Source organism: Terriglobales bacterium (assembly GCA_035457425.1).
Lineage (GTDB): Bacteria > Acidobacteriota > Terriglobia > Terriglobales > Acidobacteriaceae > JACPNR01.
The window spans coordinates 25230-44723 of sequence record DATIBR010000184.1 but is presented as its reverse complement, the minus strand read 5'-3'; the positions used below and the strand labels follow the sequence as shown (position 1 = coordinate 44723).

Genomic DNA, 19494 nt, shown 5'->3' with positions numbered 1-19494 from the left:
TGTAACCCGAAATCCCCGACTCCGAGCCGGTAAAGTTTTCCTCAGCCCTACCCTGACTTCCTTGCAAACAGCGACTTCAGCCTTGCCCCGATGCCCTGCTCCTGCGGACCGCGCAGCAGGCGCGTGCGATGGCCATAGAAGACCAGGCCGACGGCGCTGGCGAATTCCGGCTCGGCCAGCGTGGCCGGCATCTTGGCGATCGGCGACGGCCGGCCGAGGCGCGACGGCTTGCGCAGCACGGTCTCGGCGACCTCCGCCAGCGACGGCAGGCGCGCGGCTCCGCCCGTGAGCACCGAGCCGGCGCCGCAGAGCTCCAGCACGCCGGCCTGACGCAGGTGGTCGCGCAGCATCTCGAACAGCTCGTAGGCGCGCGGCTCCAGAATCTCCGCCAGCAGGCGCTGCGGCATCAGGCGCGACGGCTTGTCGCCGACCGCGGGCACCTCGATCTCATTGCCTTCCGGCACGCGCGTGACCAGGGCGTTGCCGAACAGCTTCTTGATCTTCTCGGCCTCGTGCAGCGGCGTGCGCAGGCCGACCGCAACGTCGTTGGTGAAGTGGTCGCCGCCGATGGGGATCACGCCGCTGTGCGCGACCGCGCCCTCGAAGAAGACGATCACGTCCATCGAGCCGGCGCCGACGTCGCACAGGCAGACGCCGAGCTCGCGCTCGTCGGATCGCAGGACGGCGTCCGCGGCGGCGAGCGGCTCGAAAACCGTGTCGTCCACCTGGATGCCGGCGCGATTCACCGCCGTCACCACGTTCTGCGTGGCAGTCGAAGCCGCGGTCGCCAGATGAACCTGCACCTCGAGCTTGGAGCCGACCATCCCGGCGGGATCGCGGATGCCGTTGTGGTCGTCGAGGATGAACTCCTGCGGCAGCAGGTGCAGCACTTCCCTGTCCGGCGGCAGCGCGACCGCGCGGGCGCGTTCCACGGCGGAGCGCACGTCGTCGCGCGTGATCTCGCGCGAGCGCGCGCCCAGCGCGATGCCGCCGCGGCTGTTCACGCCGCGCACGTGCGGGCCGGCGACGCCGACGACCGCGCTTTCCACCGGCGCCTCCGCCAGGTTCTCGGCCTGCTCGGCGGCGCGCTGGATGCTCGCGACGGCTTTGTCGAGGTCGACGATCACGCCCTTGCGGGTGCCGCGCGATTCCGCGATGCCGTGCCCGCGGTAGCGCACACCCGTTTCCGTGATCTCCGCCACGATGGCGCAGACCTTGGCGCTGCCCACGTCAATCGCGGTGAGTAGGTTCGGCTGCTCTTTTCCCATTGCTCTTAACTTTGGCCCTGGCCTTCGCTCTGGTGGTGGTCCTGGCTGGCTGGACGGTTGGGCTGGAAGCCGGCGGCGGAGCCGGCGCTGCGCTCCGCGAATCCGGATTGACGATGATCTGGCGGTCGAAACGGAGGTCCACCGATTCAAGCTTGCGATACTGCGCGCGCCACTCCGCGGCGTGCGAGATGTAGGTCTTGTAGCGCTCGAGAAAACTCGCCGAGCCCAGGTGCAGCAGCACCGCGCCCGCCGGGTCGGCCACGGTCACCTTCACGTCGTCGGGGTCGGAGAGGTCCACTTCACTCAGGTCTTTCGAGTAGTTCGAGCCGTCGGAATCGAGCTCGCGCACCAGCGCGTTGTAGATCTTCATGCGCGCCGCGCGCGTCGAGAGCGGCTCGGCGTCCGAAGCGCCCACGATGACCGGGAACGAATACTTGTTTTGCGATCTCGGCGGAAGGTCCATGAGCACGCCGTGCGCATCGGCGAGCAGGATCTTGGAGCCGAGCTGCACGAAGGCGACCGGCGTGCGCTCTTTCACTTCCACGCGCAGCCGGTCGGGCAGCAGGCGCATCACCGCCGCGGACTCCACCCACGGGATCTGCTCGAGCTGCTTCTTGCGCGCTTCGAGCGGGACGAAGAAGACGTTGCGCCCGATGTCGCCGCCCATCACTTCCATCACCTGCGCGCGCGTGACGTTCTGGTTGCCGTTCAGCTCGATGCTGTCGCCCGATTCGACGCGGAAGCGCCATGAGTGCGCGCCGTAGCGGTAGACCGCGAAAGCCACGGTGCCCAGCACGCCCGCCGCGAGCGCGACCAGCGCCACGTACTTCAGCCGGTTGGCGGTCTTCTTGGGGAGAGGCCCGCGGCGGACGGAGACGCGCCGCTGGCCGCGCAGGAATTGCGGCTCGGCTTCGTTCTCAAGATCGGGGAGGTCGAGATCGCGCGCGTCGACCTCGAGTTCGCGCAGATCGTCGTCGGGCGGCTGCACGCCGGCACGCGTGCCGCGCCGCCTCGACTCAGACTCATCCTCGCGCGTGAACCTTCCGTTTCCCGCCATCACCCTCGCCGGACTTTGGGCAGAGACTCGCCGTGCGCTAACTATAACGCGGGATTGGCTTTATGGTGAGGGGAAAAGTGCGGAAAACTCCGGTTTTTGTCGGCTTTGTTGCCGATATCTTCGGGTTTACTTTCTAGTCATTTTCGCGCCGCCGCGCTCCCGCTGCGGGCGCCCAGGCGCTCCAGCAGCTGCGGCCCGAGCTGCGAGACGTTGCCGGCGCCCAGCGTCAGCACCAGGTCGCCCTCGCCGGCGGCGCTCGCCACCGCTTCGATGGCGTCCGCAAACGACGCGCGGTAGGCCGCCACCTGGCCGCCGCGCCGCGCGATGTGCTGCGCCAGCGCCTCTCCCGTGACGCCCGCGATGGCCGGCTCGCTGGCGGCATAGATGTCGAGCACGTGGACCGTATCGGCGTCGCCGAAGGCGCCGGCGAACTCATCCATCAGGAGCTGCGTGCGGGTGTAGCGGTGCGGCTGGAAGACAACGTGGATCTGGCGGTAGCCGCACTGCCGGGCGGCCTGGAGCGTGGCGCGGATCTCGGTCGGATGGTGGCCGTAGTCGTCGACCACGGTCACGCCGGCGGCGGTTCCCTTCACCTGGAAGCGGCGATCGACGCCACGAAAGTGCTCGAGCGCTTCGCGGATGCTCGCGACCGGCACGTCCAGCCCGATGCCGACCGCGATCGCGGCCGTGGCATTCAGCACGTTGTGCGCGCCCGGGACGTGGAGGTGGAAGTCGCCCAGCGACCTTCCGCCATACGACACCTGGAAGCTCGACATCGGCTTGCCCGCGCCGCCGGCGCAGCTCACGGCCACGATCAGGAAGTCGGAGCCGGCGCGTGCGCCGTAGGTCACGATGCGGCGATCGACGCGCGGCAGCAAGGCGCGCAGCGCGTCATCGTCGTTGCAGGCGACGACCAAGCCGTAGAACGGCACGCGGTCCATGAACTCGATGAAGGTGCGCTCCACGTCGGCCATGTCGCGGTAGCAGTCCATGTGCTCGCGGTCCACGTTGGTGACCACGCTGAGGATGGGCGAGAGCTTGAGGAACGAGCGGTCGCTCTCGTCCGCCTCGGCGACCAGGTACTGCGACTTGCCGAGGCGCGCGTTGGAGCCCATGGCCTCGACGCGCCCGCCCACGATGACCGTGGGGTCGAGGCCCCCGGCGGCGAGGACCTGCGCGACCATCGACGTCGTGGTCGTCTTGCCGTGCATTCCGGCGACAGCGATACCGTACTTCAGCCGCATCAGCTCCGCCAGCATCTCCGCGCGCTGGATGACCGGCAGCTTGCGGCGGCGCGCTTCGGCGACTTCCGGGTTGTCGCGCGCGATGGCGGAGCTGGTGACGAGGACCTCGGGGTCAGCGGCGGCAAGGTTCTCGGCGCGATGCCCTTCGAAGATGATGGCGCCCAGGTTGGCGAGACGCTGCGTGACCGGCGAGGCCTTCAGGTCGGAGCCGGAGACCTTCCAGCCGAGGTTCAACAGGACCTCGGCGATGCCGCTCATGCCGATGCCACCGACGCCGACGAAGTGGATCCGCTGGATGCGCGCGAACATCAGTGCGCCGCCGCCTTGCGGGAATCGTTCTGGGATTCCGACGCGACGCCGGCGAGCCGCGCCGCGATCGCGGCGATCACGCCGGCGGCGTTGGCACGCGCCATCGCTTTGGCGGCCGTGCCCATGCGCTGGCGAGCGGGTGCGTCGTTCAGCAGCGCGGCGACTGCTTCGACGAAGCGCGCGCTGGTCAGCTCCGCTTCAGGGATCAGCAACGCTGCGCCGCGCGCAGCCAGCGCTTCGGCATTGCGGCGCTGGTGGTCGTCGGCCGCGCGCGGGAACGGGACGAAGATGGCGGGCTTGCCTGCCGCGGTCACCTCCGCCACGGTGCTCGCGCCCGAGCGGCACACGAGGAGGTCGGCGCGCGCGAACGCGCCCGGCATGTCGTCGATGAATGGGGAAACCTCTGCTGCCACGGGAGCCCGCAGATACGCCGCTTGCGCGGAATTATAGTCGCGCTCGCCGGTCTGGTGGACGATGTGCACCCCTCGCACGCGTCCGGCGAGCTCGGGCAGCGACTCGATCACGACCTTGTTGATCGCGGCCGCGCCCTGGCTGCCGCCGAACACCAGCAGCGTCGGATGCACCCCGGCCGGACGTTCCGGCAGGTCGAAGAATGCGTGGCGTACCGGCACGCCGGTCACGACGAACCGCCGAAAGTATTCGCCGGTCTCTTCGAAGTGGACGACCGCGGTCGTCACCAGCGGCGCGACTGCGCGATTCGCCAGTCCCGGGACCACGTTAGGCTCGAAGGCGACCGTGGGGATGGAGCTGAGCGAGGCGGCGAGCATGGCGGGGCCGCTGGCGTAGCCGCCGACGCCGATGACCACGTGCGGCCTGAACTCCTGCAGCACTTGCCACGAACGCGCGATGGCCCGCGGCAGCGCAGCGAGCGTCTGGAGGCGCGTGGCGAGCGAGACGTTCTTCAGCCCGCCGACCTCGATGAGCTCCAGCGGAAAGCCGGCCTGCGGGACCAGCCGCGTCTCGATGCCGCGCGCGGTGCCGATGAACGCGACTTCCGCGCCGTAGCGCGCGCGCAGCTCGTGCGCGATGGCGAGCGCAGGGATGACGTGTCCGCCGGTTCCGCCGCCGGCCAGGATGGCTCTCATGGGTTCAGTCCGTCTGCTGCGTGATGTTCAGCAGCACGCCGACGCTGGCCAGTGTAACGAACAGCGCCGAACCGCCGTAGGAAATGAAGGGCAGCGGGATGCCCTTGGTGGGCAGCAGGCCGAGCACCACGCTGATGTTGAACAGCGCCTGCACCACGACCATCGCGGTGATGCCGGTCGCGAGGTAGCGCGCGAAGACGTCGTTGGTCGCGAGCGCCGTGCGCATCCCGCGGTAGAGGAAAATCGCGAACAGCGCGACCACGATCAACGCCCCCGCCAATCCGAACTCTTCCGAGAGCACCGCGTAAATGAAGTCGGTGTGCGGCTCCGGCAGGTAGAAGAGCTTCTGCTTCCCTTCCATCAGGCCGAGCCCGGTGATGCCGCCGGTGCCGACCGCGATGAGCGACTGGATCATGTGGAAGCCCTTGCCTTGCGGGTCGGCGTAGGGATCGAGGAAGGCCATGATGCGGTCATAGCGCCACTGCACCCGGAAGATGAGGACGTAGAGCACCGGCAGGCAGGCCGCGAATCCGGCGGCGAACCACCGCAGGCGCATGCCCGCGATGTAGAGCACGACCCCGGTGATGAGCGCGCAGACGATGGCGGTGCCGAGGTCCGGCTCCTTCACGATGAGCGCGCACAGGATGAGGGTCGGCAGCACGGCAGGCAACAGCGTGTTGCGCCAGTCGTCCATGGAGCGCGTACGCGTCTCGAGGAACCAGGCGAGGAACAGGATGATGGCGGGCTTGGCAAGCTCCGAAGGCTGCAGGCTGAACCAGCCCCAGCGGATCCAGCGATGCGTGTTGTGCGCGCGGTCGACGAAGAAGACCGCGATCAGCAGCAGCGTCGTGACGCCGACCAGGCCGAAGACGAACGCCGGGTGTTTGTACCTGCGGTAGTCCACGCGCATGGTGAGGAACATCGCGGCGAAGCCGAGCAGCGCCATCACGCCCTGGCGCAGCAGGAAGGCGTACGCCGAGCCGTAACGCTCGCTCGCCATCACGGCCGACGCGCTGAACACCATGATCAGCCCGATGAACACCAGCAGCAGCGTGACGATGAACAGCGTCTTGTCGACACTGACGCGCTTCGCCATCAGGCCGCGCCTCCCACCGGCGTCTTGCGGGCGGAGAGCGCGCGGACCAGTTCCTTGAAGGCACGGCCGCGGTGCTCGTAGGAGGTGAACTGGTCGAAGCTGGCGCAGGCGGGCGCGAGCAGCACGACCTCGCCGGCGAGAGCAGCCTCGTGGGCTTTCTTGACCGCGGTCTCGATGGTCTCGGCCCGCACGGTGGGCGCAGCGCCCGCGGTCTGCTCCTCGATCTTCGCCGCGGCGGCGCCGATGGTGTACACCCGCTTCACGCGCTCTTTCAGCAGCACGTTCAACAGCGAGTAGTCGCTGCCCTTGTCCTTGCCGCCCAGAATGAGGTGGATGCCGCCGGGAAACGATTCCAGCGCCTTGATGGTGGCGTCGACGTTGGTCGCCTTGGAATCGTTGTAGTACTCGACGCCGTTGATGTTGGCGACGAATTCCAGCCGATGCTCGACCGCGCGGAACTCCCGGACGGCGCTCGCGATCTGCTGCGGCTTCGCGCCGGCGAGCATCGCGACGCACACCGCCGCGAGCACGTTCTCCTGGTTGTGCGCGCCCTTGAGCCCGATGGCCGAGGTCGGCATGACTTCGTGCTCACCAGCCGCGTCGCGGTAGAAGATCTTGCCGTCCTTTATATAGGCGCCGGTCTTGACGGCGTCGCGGCGGCTGAAGCCGCGGACCTGCGCTTTGACGCGCTGCGCCAGCGAGACGCACGTCGCGTCGTCCATGTTCAGGACCGCGAAGTCCCCGTCGCCCTGGTTCTCGAAGATGCGCGCCTTCGCCGCGACGTATCCCTCGAACGTCCGGTGGCGGTCGAGGTGGTCGGGCGTGATATTCAGGATGACGGCGACCCTCGGATGGAAGGTTTCGATGGTCTCGAGCTGGAAGCTGGAGATCTCGAGCACGTTCCACGTCTGGGGCGTCGAGGTGGGGATCATCTCGATGACCGGCTTGCCGATGTTGCCGCCGACCTGCGCCTTGAGCCCGCTCTTGGCGAGGATCTCGCCCGCGAGCGCCGTCGTGGTGGTCTTGCCGTTCGAGCCCGTGATTGCGACGATGGGCCCCTTCAGGAAGCGCGCGGCCAGTTCGACCTCGCCGATGACCTGGATGCCATGTGTCCGCGCCTGCTGAAGGTGGGGCTCGTCATAGGGCACGCCGGGCGAGACGACGATGAGGTCCTGGTCGCGGAAGGTGCGTTCGCCGTGGCGGCCGGCCTCGACCACGATGCCGCGGTCGAGCAGCGCGGGAATGAGCTCGCGCAGCTGGTCCTCGGTCTTGGCGTCGGAAACAGTGACGCGCGCGCCGTGCTCCTGCAGGAAAAACGCCGCGGCCACGCCGGACTTGCCCAGTCCGACGACCAGCACGCGTTTCCCGCTCCATTCCATCTCTGCGGCCATTCTGACACGGTTCCCTGTGGACGCTAGCGCAACTTCAGCGTCGTGAGAGCAAAGAGTGCAAACACCAGCGACGCGATCCAGAAGCGCACGATGATCTTCGACTCCGACCAGCCCATCAGCTCGAAGTGGTGATGCAGCGGCGCCATCTTGAAGATGCGCTTCTTGCGCAGCTTGTAGGAGCCGACCTGCAGGATCACGGAGAGCGCCTCGATGACGAAGATGCCGCCGATGAACGGCAGCAGCAGCTCCTGCTTGATGATGACGGCGACGATGCCGATGGCGCCGCCGAGCGCGAGCGAGCCTACGTCGCCCATGAAGATCTCCGCCGGGTGCGCGTTGTACCAGAGGAAGCCGATGGCCGCTCCGACCATCGCGCCGCAGAAGATGCTGAGCTCGCCCACCTGCGGCATGCGCTGCAGCTCGAGATAGTCGGCGAACTGCGCGTGGCCGCTGACGTAGGTGAGCACGGTCAGCGCGCCGGCGGCGATGACCGTGCAGCCGATGGCGAGGCCGTCCAGGCCGTCGGTCAGGTTCACCGCGTTCGACGAGCCTACGATCACGACCGCGACGAAGGCGATGAACGGCAGGAACGCGATCGGCATCAGGTAGGGGTTGTGCTCCAGGCCCGCGAACGCCAGGTCCGGCCGGAAATTCTTGAAGAACGGCACGATGAGGTGCGTGGAGTAGTCGCCGCGCGCCTGCATCAGCACCAGCAGCACCGCGATCACGATGCTGGCGAGGAACTGCAGCATCAGCTTGGTGCGGCCGGTGAGGCCGAGGTTGCGGTGGTGAACGATCTTCAGGTAGTCGTCGGCGAACCCGATGGCCGCGAAGGCGAGCGTGCCCATCACCGCCAGCCACACGAACTTGTTCGTCAGGTCCGCCCACAGGATGGTGGGCACGACGATGGAGATGGTGATGAGGACGCCGCCCATCGTCGGCGTGCCGGCCTTCTTCTGGTGCGCCTTCGGGCCCTCTTCGCGGATGTACTGGCCGATCTGGAACTCACGCAGCTGGCGGATGACCGCCGGCCCGATGATCATCGCCATGAACATGGCGGTGAGCGACGCGAACGCGGTGCGGAAGGTGAGGAAGCGGAAGATGCGGAAAGGCGAAAAGAACGGGTCGAGGTGAAAGATCTTTTCGTAGAGCAGCCAAAAGAGCAAAAGTCGCCGTTCCTTCCGTCCGGTTTTTCCCGTCGCTTACTTCGTGGCCGAAACCTGCGCCTGCCAGCGCTCGAGCGCGCGCTCCAACCGCACGCCGCGTGAGGCCTTGAGCAACACCGCGTCGCCCTGGCGGACCGTCGCCGCCAGCCACTCGCCCGCCTCTTCCGGCGACCCGACGTACTGCGCGGCGAGCAACCCGTTCGCGCGGGCGCCTTCCACGATCTTGCTGGCCGCGCCGCGTACCCCCACCAGCATGTCCATGCGCCGGGCCGCGGCGTGCGCGCCGCACATGAAATGCAGCTCATCGGCCGCGTCGCCCAGTTCGAGCATCTCGCCCGCGACCACGATGCGCCGCTTCGCGGGCAGCGAGGCGAGCGCATCGATCATCGCTTCGAGAGCTTTCGGATTCGAATTGTAGCAGTCGTTGATGACGGTCGCGCCTGCCACTCGCAGCAACTGCCCGCGCTTGTCGGCGGGCTGGAGCGAGGCAAGCGCGCCCGCGATCTCGCGCACGCTCATGCCGCGTTGCATCCCTGCCGCCGCGGCGGCGAGCGCGTTATAGACATTGTGCTTGCCGAGCAGCGGCAGCTCGACCGGATGGCTCTCACCCGCGACCAGATCGAAGGTCGAGCCTTGCTCCCCGCGTTCCCGGACGTTCTCGGCGCGAACATCGGCGCGCCCGTCGACGCCGTAGAGCACGACTTTCCCGTGGAAGTCGCGCCCGAACTGCGAGACGTAGGGGTCGTCGGCATTGAGCACCGCCGTGCCGCCGCGCGGCAGCGACTGGATGAGCTCGTACTTCGCGCACGCGATCTCGCGCACCGAGCTGAAGAAACCCAGGTGCACGGGCGCGACGTTCGTTACCACGCCCAGGTTCGGTTCGGCGATCTTGCACAGCGCGGCGATCTCGCCGGCGTGGTTCATGCCCATCTCGATGACGGCGATCTCGTGTTCCGGTTCCAGGCGCAACAACTGCAGCGGCAGGCCATAGTGGTTGTTGAGATTGCCTTCCGACTTCAGCACGCGAAACTTCGCCGCCAGCACGTGCGCGATGGCTTCCTTGGTCGTGGTCTTGCCGGCGGAACCGGTCACGCCGACCAGCGTCTTGCCCCAGAGCTTGCGGACGGCGAGCGCGAGCCGCTGCAGCGCGGCAAGCGTGTCGTCGACCGAGATGCAGCGGTAAGCCAGTTCGCCGCCGGGGACGCGGTCTTTCCTCACCACAGCCGCCACGGCGCCCGCTTGCAGCGCGGCCTCGACGAAATCGTGGCCGTCGAAGTGCTCACCCTTGATCGCGAAGAAGAGCTCGCCCGGCTTGATGGTGCGCGAGTCGATGGAATAGCCCATCGCGGTGGCATGGCGGTCGAAGTCGCCGGTCGCGCCCAGATACTCGCCGACTTTTTCCAACGCCAGCTTCATCGCTCCACCCTCGCCGCGCCGTGACCGAGCACCTGCAGCGCCGCGCGCGCAACCTGCGCATCGGAGAACGGCTGCGTGCCCGCGCGCGTGATCTGGTAGTCCTCGTGCCCTTTTCCGGCGATGAGCACGATGTCGCCGGGCTTCGCCTCGGCGACGGCGAGCGCGATGGCTTTTCGCCGATCCGGCTCGACCGCATGCCGCGTCCCGGTCGCGGCGAGCCCTGGGAGCGCGTCCTGGATGATGGCCATCGGCTCTTCGCTGCGCGGATTGTCGGAGGTCAGCACCACGAAGTCGCTGCCCTTGCCGGCGGCCTCGCCCATCAGCGGGCGCTTCTTCTTGTCGCGGTCGCCGCCGCAGCCGAACAGCGTGATCACGCGCCCGCGGGCTCCGTTTCGGCTCACGAACTCGCGCGCGACCTGCGTCAGGTTGCGCAGCGCGTCGTCGGTGTGCGCGTAATCCACCACGACGGTGAAGGGCTGGCCCTCATCCACCAACTGGAACCGGCCGGGAACGTTCTGCAGCGCCGCGATGCCCTCGACGATCGCCACGTTCGGCAGTCCGCGCGCCACCCCGGTCGTGATCGCGGCTAGCGCGTTGTAGACGTTCACGCGCCCGATGAGCGGCGTCCAGATCGCGAGCTTTCCCGCGGGCGTCTCCACGTCGAACCGGCTTCCCTTCTCCGTGATCTCGAGCTCCTGCGGGCGGAACTCGCCGGCCTCGATCCCGTAGGTGAAGACCTGGGAGCGCGACTTGGCGAACTGCGCCAGCCTCTGCCCGTACTCGTGGTCGCCGTTGATGACCGAGGTGGTGGGCGGCTCGGTGCCGCAGCCCTCGAACAGGATGCGCTTGGCGGCGAAGTAGTCGTCGAAGTCCTTGTGGTAGTCGAGGTGGTCGCGCGTGAGGTTGGTGAACACCGCGACCTCGAACGGGATGCCGTAGACGCGCTGCAGCGCGAGCGCGTGCGACGAGACTTCCATCACGCCGTCGGTCGCGCCGTTCGCGACCGCTTCCGCAAAGAGCCTTTCGAGCTCGAGCGCTTCCGGCGTCGTGTGCGGCGCGGGAATCTTCTTGCCGGCGACGTGGTATTCGATGGTCCCGACGAGCACGCTCTTGCGCCCCGCGGCGTTGAGGATCGACTCGACGAGATAGGACGTGGTCGTCTTGCCGTTGGTGCCGGTGATGCCGACCAGCTTCAGCCGATTCTCGGGATGCTTGTAGAAGTTCGCGCTGATGCGTGCCAGCGCGCGGCGTCCGTGCGGCACGACCGCCCAGGCCACGCCTTCGCGCGGCTTCTCCTCCGCCGCATCGGTGACGACGGCGATGGCGCCGGCCTTCAACGCCGCGTCGATGTAGCGGTTGCCGTCGGTCGCTTCGCCGCGCATGGCGACGAACAGCCAGCCGGGCTGGACGCGCCGCGAGTCGTAGTCCACACCCTTCACGAACGCGCTGCCGCTTTGGCTGAGGACCTCGGCCCCATCGAGGAGAGAAGCGAACGTCATTGAGCTCGATTCTACCGCGCGAAACGCACGGCGACGTGCGCGCCCGCGGGGATGCGCGTGCCGGCCGCGGGCGCCTGCTCGCGCGCCACGCCGGAGCCGGCCACGTCGATCTCGATGCCGTGCTCCTGCGCCAGCTCGATGACCTGCCGCAGCGGCTTGCCCACGAACGAGGGCACGACCGCGCCGCCTTCGACGTCGACCACGACCGTGCCGCCGGTCACGGGCGGTTGCGGGAGCGCGGGCGCTTCCAGCGGCGGCCGCGCCGGCTCCGCCGCGATCGGCTGGCTCTTCACCAGGCTCGCCGGGCGTACGGCCGCTGTCGCCGCCGGGGCCGGCTGCGACGCGGCGCTCGCGGACGCATCCGCGTCTTCCGGCGCGAGCGTGCCGCCAAAGCGGTCGGGAGAGCTTTCTGCGATCTCTTCATCTTTCACCTGCGCGGCAGCGCGCAACAGCAGGCGCTGCGGATTCCGCACTTCCACGTCGTGCGGCACGTTCAGGTACGACAACACCTGCTGCGTGACGCGCGAGAACACGGGCGCCGCGACCTGGCCGCCTTCATGCAGGCCGGCGGGCGAGTCGAGGATCACCGCCACCACGACCGCCGGGTTGTTCACCGGCGCGAAGCCGGTGAAGCTGGCGACGTGCGCCCAATGCGAATACGTGCCGGTGCGCGGGTCGATCTTCTGCGCCGTCCCGGTCTTGCCGCCTGCCGTGTAGCCGTCGAGCATCGCGCGCCTGCCCGTACCTCTTAGCACGACGCCTTCCATCATCCGGCGCATCTCGACCGAGGTAAGTGGCGAGACGACACGGCGTTGCTCGGGCACCTGGTAGGAGATGCGCTGCAAGGGCTGGCCGGGCCGTGCGGTGGCGGCCACGATGCGTGGCGGGGTGTACACACCGTCGTTCGCGACGGTGGAAGTCATGGCGGCGAGCTGCACCGCGGACACGCCGATCTCCTGCCCCATCGAGATGGCGCCGATGGAGACCTTCGACCAGCGGTTCACCGGCTTGGTGATGCCGCGCGTCTCGCCGGGCAGCTCCACCCCCGTCTGCGACCCGAAGCCGAAGGCGCGGATGTAGCGGTCGAAGCGCTCTTCTCCCAGCCGCAGGCCCAGCTTGATGGCGCCGACGTCGGAGGAGTGCGCCAGAATCTCGCTCACCGTCAGGTTGCCGTACGCCTTGTGGTCGCGGATGCGGACGCCCGCGATGTAGATGGCGCCGTTCTGGCAGTCGATGACCTCGTCGGGGTTGGTGATCTTCTCTTCCAGCGCCGCCGCGATGGTGACGAGCTTGAACGTGGAGCCGGGCTCGTAGACGTCGCTCACCGCGCGGTTCTTCATCTGCTCGGGCGAGACGTTGCGGAAGGCGTTGGGATTGAACGTGGGGCGGCTGGCGAGCGCGAGGATCTCGCCGGTGCGCGGGTTCTGCACGATGATGGTGCCGGCCTGCGAGCGGGTCTCCGCCATCGCGCGCTCCAGCTCGCGCTCCGCGATGTACTGCACCTTCTCGTCGATCGTCAGCACGATGCTCTCGCCCGGCACCGGCTGGCGCTCGACCGAGCCGAACCAGCGGCGCTTCGCGTCCATGGTGATGAGCATGCGGCCCGGCTTGCCGGTGAGCCGCTCGTCGAACTCGCGCTCGACGCCGCTCAGGCCTTCGTCATCCAGGCCGACGTACCCCAACACCTGCGCCGCGAGCTCGTTCTTCGGGTAGTAGCGCTTCGATTCTTTCTGGAAGTAGACGCCGCGCAGGTTGAGCGCGCGGACGCGCGCGCTCTTCTCCGGCTCGACCTTCCGCGCGATCCAGGCGAAGGCGCGCGAGCCGCGCAGGCGCGCCAGGATCTCGTCGCGGTCGCTGCCCAGCACTTGCGCGAGCACGCTGGCGGCAGATTCCTGGTCAGGGACCTCCGACGGCACGGCGAAGATGGAGTCCACGCTGACCGACATGGCCAGCTCCTTGCCGTTGCGGTCGTAGATGACGCCGCGCGAGGGCGAGACCTCGATGGAGCGCTGCTGCTGCCGCTGCGCTTGCTTGGCGAAATCGCCGTAGTGGAAGACCTGGAGGTAGACCAGACGGCAGCCGATGGCCAGGACCCAGAAACAAAGCAGCCCACCCAGGATGTACAGCCGTTGGCGCGCGTCGGTGCGGAGTGTCTTCTCTGCCATTTCCAAAAGAACCACATGGCGGTCACCGCCGAGCGGGACCGCCATGCTTTACCGGTCGTGAACTTTGGTTGAAGTCGACAAACCGGAACCCTTAACCACCAACCGACTTCGAACTATTGCGTCGAAGGCACGACGACTGCCTGCGAGACTTGTGCCAGGACCGCGCCGCCGCTGTCCGGGTTGGGCGCGTCGAGCTGCACCACCTGCCCGGGCTGCGGCTGGATCATGCCCATGCCGCGCGCCAGCGCGTCGATGCGCTGCGGGTCGCGCAGCGAGGCCTCTTCGAGCCGCAGCGCGCGATTCATCTCCACCAGCCGGTCGCGCTCGCCCTTCATCGCCTGGATGCGGTAGCCGTACTCGATCGCCGAGTAGTGCTGCCACATGTAGCCGAGCGCGAGCACGAACAGCAGCGCGCACGCCATGGTGAACTGCATCATCTCGCGATTGCGCTCGGTGTCGGCGACCTTCACCAGCCGCGAGTTGTCGATCGCCTTCACGAAGTGGATCTCGGGCGTCGCGCCGCGCCATGCGGCCGTCTGCGCCACGATGCGTCCCTGGTTGTGTGCTACCGATGCCGTTGCCATTAGGCGACTCCGAGCAGTTCTTCGATGACGCTGCTGTGGTTGACTGGATAGGTGGACGGCTCGTACCACGCCGCCACCGCTGGCTCGGAGCTCCCGAGGCCCGTCCCGGCGTGCGCTTCCGCCTTCTGCACGCTGCCGATCAGGTCCTCGATCATTCGTCCCGTGTACTGCGTGTCTCGGTACATCTTTCCCCTTCGGCCCGGGGGAGTTGGGCCGGTGCTGCTGAACTTTTTCCGGGGCGGCGTTGTAAGTGGAAGGATTCGGAGGAATTTCTTTTCGCCCTAGTAGAGGTAGGCAACGCCGCCCCGGACTCTCACTGCGCTCAGCGCCTCTACTCGCCCGCAGCTTTAAACTTTTTCGACGGCGCGCAGCTTCGCGCTGCGCGACCGTGGATTGCGATCGACCTCCTCGTCACCCGCCGTGACCACTTTCTTGGTCAGCAGCTGGTAGAACCCTTGCCTGGCGCCGTCCCGGAACGCGTCTTTCACGATCCGGTCCTCGAGCGAGTGGAAGCTGATCACCACCAGCCTGCCACCCGCTTGCAACGCCCGGGGCGCGCCGTCGTCACGCAGCAGCGCCCGCAAGTCCTCCAGCTCCCGATTCACGTAGATCCGGATCGCTTGAAAGGTTCGAGTCGCGGGATGAATCTTTTCTCCGGAATACATTGACCGACTCGCGGCCGATATAACTTGTGCTAGATGAGCGGTAGTTCGTATCGGCCGCGAGCGGACAATGGCTCTGGCGATTCTCCGCGACCTCCTTTCCTCACCGAATTCGTAAATCAGATCGGCGAGATCGCTCTCGTCGAGCTGGTTTACCACTTGTTCGGCGGTGCGCTCGGAATGCGGGTCCATCCGCATGTCGAGCGGCCCTTCCGCCTGAAAGCTGAATCCGCGCGCCGCGTCGCCGAGCTGCAGCGAGCTCAGCCCGATGTCGGCCAGGATGCCGTCCACCGTTCCCGGTGGCGCCGTCCGGCCGACTTCGGCGAAGCTGCGGTGCAGCAAGGTCACCTCCGGCCAGTCGCCGGCGAGTTCCGCCGGAGGACTGGTCAGGCGCCTGCGCGCCAGTTCCAGCGCATGCGTGTCCTTATCGAAGCCAATCAAACGACCCTGTGCGCCCAGGCGTCTTGCGATTTCGTAGGAGTGCCCGCCTAAGCCCAAGGTCGCGTCGATATAGGTGCCGCCGCGCCGGACTGCCAAAAAGTCGATCGCTTCTTTTGAAAGAACCGGAACATGGCTGACTTCCCCACCGCCATGTCTGCCCCGAGGGGCATTTTCTGTATCCCCAAACTCTTCCGCCGCCACTAGATGCCCAGTTCGTCGAGAGTCTTTTCATCCTCAGCCGTGAACGGGTTCTCTACGAGCTCCTTGCGGTACGACTCCATGTTCCGCACGGCCAGGTGCGTCAGGTTCCCCAGCACCGCCACCTCGCCCTTCAGTTGCGCCGACTCGCGCAGCATCGAGGGCAGAAGCACGCGGCCCTGGTTGTCCATCTCCACCGCCTGGCCGTAGTAGTTGGTGCGGTCCAAAAACTTTTTCTTCGTCGGGTTGAAGCTGGAGAGGCGCGACAGTTTCTCCTCGATGCGCTGCCATTCCTCCATCGGGTAGATCAACGCACGCTCGCCATCCACGCTGGTGATGTAGAACGCGTTGGCATACTTCTCGTCGATCAGGCGCTTGAATTCCGCCGGGACCTTGAGCCGTCCCTTTTCGTCGACGCGCGTTGGATGGTTGCCGCGAAACATACTTGTTTCCCCGACTCTTCGGGGTGTTCAATCGGCTATGCCGGGCGGCCAGTACTGCGATTCCGGCCAAAGCAGTCAGTAACTCGTTGGCATTGGGCTCTTTCGCGTCGTTTTTCGGGTCGTCGTTATGCATGTACCCGTTGGTCGACCGGTTCCCCGTGCCCCTGAAATCAACTGCCTGCTTACCACTTTCTACCACTTTGGACCACATCCTACGCGCAAATGGTTGTGTGTCAACAACAAAGTTGCAGGTCTTGGTTGTGGAAAAGGTACTAGCACCAGGGATGGTGCAGCCCTCCGGAAAAAGCGCGAGGCCTCGCGCTTCGCTGCCGATGAACCACTAGGGATTGCGTTTATCGCGGTGATGCGGGCCGTGGAGCCGCTCTATGTTGTGGATTTCCCGAACGGGTCTTCCAGGCTCGGGCTCTGCGGCGTGAACAGTTCCGCGCCCGACTCGGTGATGTGCATGTCGTCCTCGAGCCGCACACCGAACTCGCCGCGCAGGTAGATGCCGGGCTCGTCCGAGAAGCACATGCCGGGCGCGAGCTTGAGCTGGTTGCCGCGGACCAGGTACGGCCACTCGTGCACGTCCATGCCGATGCCGTGGCCCACGCGGTGCGTGAAGCGGTTGTAATCCGGCCCGTGGCCGGCGTCGGTGATCACCTTGCGCGCGGCCGCGTCGACCGCCTCGCACGGCACGCCCGGCTTGGCCGCCGCCAGCGCCGCCGACTGCGCGCGGTGCTCCACCTCGAACACCTGCTTCATCTTGTCCGTCGGCTTGCCGAGCACGAAGGTGCGGCTGATGTCCGACGAGTAGCCTTCGACCTTGCAGCCGCCGTCCACCAGCAGGATCTCGCCTTCCTTGATGACCTGCGGCTTCACCGAGCCGTGGGGCAGCGCGGAGAACTCGCCCACCTGGACGCCGGCGCCGCCGTCGAATCCCTGCTGTTCATGCGCCTGCTCGACGAAGCGCGCAAAATCGCGCTGCGTCATGCCCGGCTTGGTGGATTCATACGCCGCCTGGTACGCGGCCAGCGTGACCTCGTTCGCCAGCTGCATCAACGCCAGCTCGTGCGCGCTCTTGATCATGCGGCAACCCGCGGTGACCGCCGTGGCGCTCGCCAGCTGGAGCGCCGGCGCGGCCTTCCCCACACCCTCGCTGTAAACCCAGTAGACCGTCTCCTCGATGCCGAGCTTGCCGCCCGCAATGCCGCGCGCCTTCAGGCCCTCGGCCACGCGCTGGTAGGGACTTTCGTCCTCCTGCCAAAGCCGCATCTCCGGATCCTTGGAGCCGAGCCCCGCCTCCACTTGCTCCATCGCGCGATCGTGCTCGAACGCCGGGCAGACGAAGAACGGCTTCCCTTTCGCCGGCACGACCATCGCGAACAGGCGCTCGCTCAGCCACCACGAGATCCCGGAGAAGTATCGCAGCGAGGTCCCGCCGCAGAGGAAGAGGGCGTCGAGCTTGTTCGCGGCCATCAGCTCTCGCGCGCGCTCGAGGCGCTGCTCGCGCTCCTCCTTGGTGATGGGCTTGGCCTCCGCCTTGCGCGACTTCAGCCGCGCGATCGGCTCAGGGAGCGGCGGCTTCTGCTCTTCGGCGGCTGCGAACGGCGGCACCAGCGCGGCGGCGGCCGCTACTCCCGCGCCCTGCAGAAAACCTCGGCGAGTCGGTTTCATCTCGGACTCCTCGGAAGGACCGACGAATGTACCACCAGCGTCGCCAAACCTCGAAAAGCGCAGAGTTTCCCGCCAAACTCTACGTTTTTGAACACCTTCAGGATTTCCTTGACGGCATGTTTTGAACGCGTTTAACATTTGAACATGTTCAGGGCGTGGTTCAGCCCGGGCAGGCCCCGCAACACCAGGAGGCTCTATGCAGGCAGTCGCAGCAAGCAATCAGTTCGTCGTCTGGTCGTACGTCTTCTACACCCTCATCTCGGTCGCGCTCACCGTCTGGGTGGCGCGCACTCTCTACCAGAACGGGATCCTCTTCCTGGTCGACGCCTTCGGCGGCAACGAGCGCCTGGCGAACTCGGTCAATCACCTGCTGGTCGTCGGCTTCTACCTCATCAACATCGGCTACGTCACGCTCGCGCTGAAGTACGGCGACAAGCCCAGCACGCTCCAGCAGTCCATCGAGTTCCTGAGCACGAAGGTCGGCCTGGTCCTGCTGGTGCTGGGCGCCATGCACTTCCTCAACCTGCGCGTGTTCTCGAACATGCGAAAGCGCGCGCTGCTGCGCGGCGAGCGTCCGCCCGTCGCGCCCAACGAATTCCTCGGCTCCGCGCCGCCAGGAGCGCGCTGAGCGCCGCGACACCGAAAGGAGGCTGACCATGAAGAAACTGACCGTTCTCTACGACTACCACTGCGGGCTCTGCGTGCGCGCGCGCCGGTGGCTGGAGGCGCAGCCCAAGTTCCTGCCCCTGGAGTTCGTCGCGGCAGGCTCGGACCACGCGCGCTACCTCTTCCCTGACTTGCCGAAGGAGGTCAACGAGCTGGTCGTCGTCGGGGACGACGGCTCGCTCTACAGGAACGATCGCGCGTGGATCCTGTGCCTGTGGGCGCTGGTCGACTACCGCGAGTGGGCGGACCGCCTGGCGACGCCCAGGCTGCTGCCGCTGGCGCGGACCGCGTTCCAGCTCATCTCGGAGAACCGCATCCTGATCTCGCGGCTCTTCCGCCTGCACACCGACGAGGGCGTGGCGCACGAGCTCGCGCGCTACGGCGCGGCGGCGTGTGCGGTCCCCGCAGCGCCGCCGCCTCCGCCGAAGCCGCAGTCGCTGGGCGCGGCGGCGCTCAAGCCGGCCCTGGCCGGCGTCCCCAACAACTTACTCAAAGACTGGCTGGAGTGACTTATGCGCGACTACTACACCTTCATCACCGAACAATGGATCCCGGCAGAGCTGGATGACGTCTTCGCCTTCTTCTCCGACGTCGAGAACCTGCGGCGCATCGAGCCGGAGGCGATGCGCGTGCGCGTCGAGCAGAAGCGACTGGTCGCGCCGGCCGATGTGCCGCAGCGCTTCCGGCGGCGTGCCGAATCGTTCCTGGGCGCCGGCTCGCAGGTCGTGCTGTCCTACGCGCCGCTGGCGTGGTTCCCGCTGTGGCGACGTCGGCACCGCGCCTACATCACGCGCTATCGCTGGGGACACCACTTCACCGACGAGCACAACTCGTGGCTGATGAGCTGGCGACACAAGCATGAGTTCCTCGCGCTCGAGCGCGAGGGCCGGCGCGGCACGCTGGTGCGCGACATCGTGCGCTACCGGCTGCGCCCGGGCCTGCTCGGCCGCCTGGCGCACGGCCTGTTCGCGCGGCGGCTGGTGCGCGAGGCCTTCAGCTACCGCCACCGCGCGCTCACGCAGATCGCGAGCGCGGGCGCGCTGCTCGGCCAGGGCTTCCTCCCGCGCGTCGTGCCGGCGTAGACAACGAAAGGGGCGGGCCGCTTG

Annotated in this window: 18 protein-coding genes; 3 read left to right on the top strand and 15 right to left on the bottom strand. The window is 67.2% G+C overall.

What is annotated here, in order from left to right; genetic code table 11:
- Nucleotides 1–47 precede the first annotated feature (47 nt).
- The 15 genes from ftsA to VLA96_14505 all read right to left on the bottom strand — a co-directional run bounded on the left by ftsA (nucleotide 48) and on the right by VLA96_14505 (nucleotide 17722).
- Nucleotides 48–1268: a cell division protein FtsA gene (gene ftsA / locus VLA96_14575; protein HSE50428.1), complete on the bottom strand. Its 1221-nt coding sequence runs from the start codon at nucleotides 1266–1268 to the stop codon at nucleotides 48–50.
- Nucleotides 1231–2256, bottom strand: a complete 1026-nt coding sequence (locus VLA96_14570) for an FtsQ-type POTRA domain-containing protein (GenBank protein HSE50427.1) — start codon at nucleotides 2254–2256, stop codon at nucleotides 1231–1233. Before VLA96_14570 ends, ftsA begins: the two co-directional genes overlap by 38 nt.
- Nucleotides 2257–2462: 206 nt before the next feature.
- Nucleotides 2463–3878, bottom strand: a complete 1416-nt coding sequence (gene murC / locus VLA96_14565; GenBank protein ID HSE50426.1) for a UDP-N-acetylmuramate--L-alanine ligase — start codon at nucleotides 3876–3878, stop codon at nucleotides 2463–2465.
- On the bottom strand, nucleotides 3878–4984 hold the full coding sequence (gene murG / locus VLA96_14560; protein ID HSE50425.1) for an undecaprenyldiphospho-muramoylpentapeptide beta-N-acetylglucosaminyltransferase: 1107 nt from the start codon (nucleotides 4982–4984) through the stop codon (nucleotides 3878–3880). Before murG ends, murC begins: the two co-directional genes overlap by 1 nt.
- Nucleotides 4985–4988: 4 nt before the next feature.
- Nucleotides 4989–6080, bottom strand: coding sequence for a putative lipid II flippase FtsW (gene ftsW, locus VLA96_14555; protein HSE50424.1), 1092 nt, complete (start codon nucleotides 6078–6080; stop codon nucleotides 4989–4991).
- A complete protein-coding gene (gene murD / locus VLA96_14550) occupies nucleotides 6080–7471 on the bottom strand; it encodes a UDP-N-acetylmuramoyl-L-alanine--D-glutamate ligase (protein ID HSE50423.1) in 1392 nt (463 codons plus the stop codon). Before murD ends, ftsW begins: the two co-directional genes overlap by 1 nt.
- A gap of 23 nt (nucleotides 7472–7494) precedes the next feature.
- On the bottom strand, nucleotides 7495–8637 hold the full coding sequence (mraY, locus tag VLA96_14545) for a phospho-N-acetylmuramoyl-pentapeptide-transferase (protein ID HSE50422.1): 1143 nt from the start codon (nucleotides 8635–8637) through the stop codon (nucleotides 7495–7497).
- Between the two features lie 36 nt (nucleotides 8638–8673).
- Nucleotides 8674–10053 carry a UDP-N-acetylmuramoyl-tripeptide--D-alanyl-D-alanine ligase gene (gene murF, locus VLA96_14540; GenBank protein ID HSE50421.1) on the bottom strand — a complete coding sequence of 460 codons (1380 nt, stop codon included), beginning with the start codon at nucleotides 10051–10053 and terminating at the stop codon, nucleotides 8674–8676.
- Complete coding sequence (locus tag VLA96_14535; GenBank protein HSE50420.1) at nucleotides 10050–11552, bottom strand: UDP-N-acetylmuramoyl-L-alanyl-D-glutamate--2,6-diaminopimelate ligase; 1503 nt, start codon at nucleotides 11550–11552, stop codon at nucleotides 10050–10052. The genes murF and VLA96_14535 overlap by 4 nt, the downstream gene beginning before the upstream one ends.
- A gap of 11 nt (nucleotides 11553–11563) precedes the next feature.
- A complete protein-coding gene (locus VLA96_14530; GenBank protein ID HSE50419.1) occupies nucleotides 11564–13717 on the bottom strand; it encodes a penicillin-binding protein in 2154 nt (717 codons plus the stop codon).
- Between the two features lie 113 nt (nucleotides 13718–13830).
- Nucleotides 13831–14301: a cell division protein FtsL gene (locus VLA96_14525; protein HSE50418.1), complete on the bottom strand. Its 471-nt coding sequence runs from the start codon at nucleotides 14299–14301 to the stop codon at nucleotides 13831–13833.
- Entirely contained in the window at nucleotides 14301–14486 is a 186-nt protein-coding gene (locus VLA96_14520; protein ID HSE50417.1) for a hypothetical protein, read from the bottom strand. The genes VLA96_14525 and VLA96_14520 overlap by 1 nt, the downstream gene beginning before the upstream one ends.
- 162 nt (nucleotides 14487–14648) lie before the next feature.
- On the bottom strand, nucleotides 14649–15605 hold the full coding sequence (gene rsmH / locus VLA96_14515; GenBank protein ID HSE50416.1) for a 16S rRNA (cytosine(1402)-N(4))-methyltransferase RsmH: 957 nt from the start codon (nucleotides 15603–15605) through the stop codon (nucleotides 14649–14651).
- The gene (locus VLA96_14510; GenBank protein HSE50415.1) at nucleotides 15605–16045 is read right to left on the bottom strand and encodes a hypothetical protein; all 441 of its coding nucleotides are present in this window, start codon (nucleotides 16043–16045) and stop codon (nucleotides 15605–15607) included. The genes rsmH and VLA96_14510 overlap by 1 nt, the downstream gene beginning before the upstream one ends.
- A gap of 384 nt (nucleotides 16046–16429) precedes the next feature.
- Nucleotides 16430–17722 (bottom strand): Xaa-Pro peptidase family protein, encoded by a 1293-nt coding sequence (locus tag VLA96_14505; protein ID HSE50414.1) that lies wholly within the window; start codon nucleotides 17720–17722, stop codon nucleotides 16430–16432.
- 196 nt (nucleotides 17723–17918) lie between these two features.
- On the opposite strand from VLA96_14505, the gene VLA96_14500 reads away from it, so the two are divergent.
- Genes VLA96_14500 through VLA96_14490 form a run of 3 tightly spaced genes read left to right on the top strand, consistent with a single transcriptional unit; the run spans nucleotide 17919 to nucleotide 19470 of the window.
- On the top strand, nucleotides 17919–18350 hold the full coding sequence (locus VLA96_14500; GenBank protein HSE50413.1) for a hypothetical protein: 432 nt from the start codon (nucleotides 17919–17921) through the stop codon (nucleotides 18348–18350).
- 28 nt (nucleotides 18351–18378) lie between these two features.
- On the top strand, nucleotides 18379–18897 hold the full coding sequence (locus VLA96_14495; protein HSE50412.1) for a DCC1-like thiol-disulfide oxidoreductase family protein: 519 nt from the start codon (nucleotides 18379–18381) through the stop codon (nucleotides 18895–18897).
- Nucleotides 18898–18900: 3 nt separating this feature from the next.
- Entirely contained in the window at nucleotides 18901–19470 is a 570-nt protein-coding gene (locus tag VLA96_14490; GenBank protein ID HSE50411.1) for a hypothetical protein, read from the top strand.
- Nucleotides 19471–19494 lie beyond the last annotated feature (24 nt).

Bases quoted from the DNA above. Each gene is read 5' to 3' on its own strand.
- ftsA (HSE50428.1), bottom strand. From the start codon at position 1,268: ATGGGAAAAGAGCAGCCGAACCTACTCACCGCGATTGACGTGGGCAGC.
- murC (HSE50426.1), bottom strand. From the start codon at position 3,878: ATGTTCGCGCGCATCCAGCGGATCCACTTCGTCGGCGTCGGTGGCATC.
- murG (HSE50425.1), bottom strand. From the start codon at position 4,984: ATGAGAGCCATCCTGGCCGGCGGCGGAACCGGCGGACACGTCATCCCT.
- ftsW (HSE50424.1), bottom strand. From the start codon at position 6,080: ATGGCGAAGCGCGTCAGTGTCGACAAGACGCTGTTCATCGTCACGCTG.
- murD (HSE50423.1), bottom strand. From the start codon at position 7,471: ATGGCCGCAGAGATGGAATGGAGCGGGAAACGCGTGCTGGTCGTCGGA.
- murF (HSE50421.1), bottom strand. From the start codon at position 10,053: ATGAAGCTGGCGTTGGAAAAAGTCGGCGAGTATCTGGGCGCGACCGGC.
- VLA96_14535 (HSE50420.1), bottom strand. From the start codon at position 11,552: ATGACGTTCGCTTCTCTCCTCGATGGGGCCGAGGTCCTCAGCCAAAGC.
- VLA96_14530 (HSE50419.1), bottom strand. From the start codon at position 13,717: ATGGCAGAGAAGACACTCCGCACCGACGCGCGCCAACGGCTGTACATC.
- VLA96_14525 (HSE50418.1), bottom strand. From the start codon at position 14,301: ATGGCAACGGCATCGGTAGCACACAACCAGGGACGCATCGTGGCGCAG.
- VLA96_14520 (HSE50417.1), bottom strand. From the start codon at position 14,486: ATGTACCGAGACACGCAGTACACGGGACGAATGATCGAGGACCTGATC.
- VLA96_14510 (HSE50415.1), bottom strand. From the start codon at position 16,045: ATGTTTCGCGGCAACCATCCAACGCGCGTCGACGAAAAGGGACGGCTC.
- VLA96_14505 (HSE50414.1), bottom strand. From the start codon at position 17,722: ATGAAACCGACTCGCCGAGGTTTTCTGCAGGGCGCGGGAGTAGCGGCC.
- VLA96_14500 (HSE50413.1), top strand. From the start codon at position 17,919: ATGCAGGCAGTCGCAGCAAGCAATCAGTTCGTCGTCTGGTCGTACGTC.
- VLA96_14495 (HSE50412.1), top strand. From the start codon at position 18,379: ATGAAGAAACTGACCGTTCTCTACGACTACCACTGCGGGCTCTGCGTG.
- VLA96_14490 (HSE50411.1), top strand. From the start codon at position 18,901: ATGCGCGACTACTACACCTTCATCACCGAACAATGGATCCCGGCAGAG.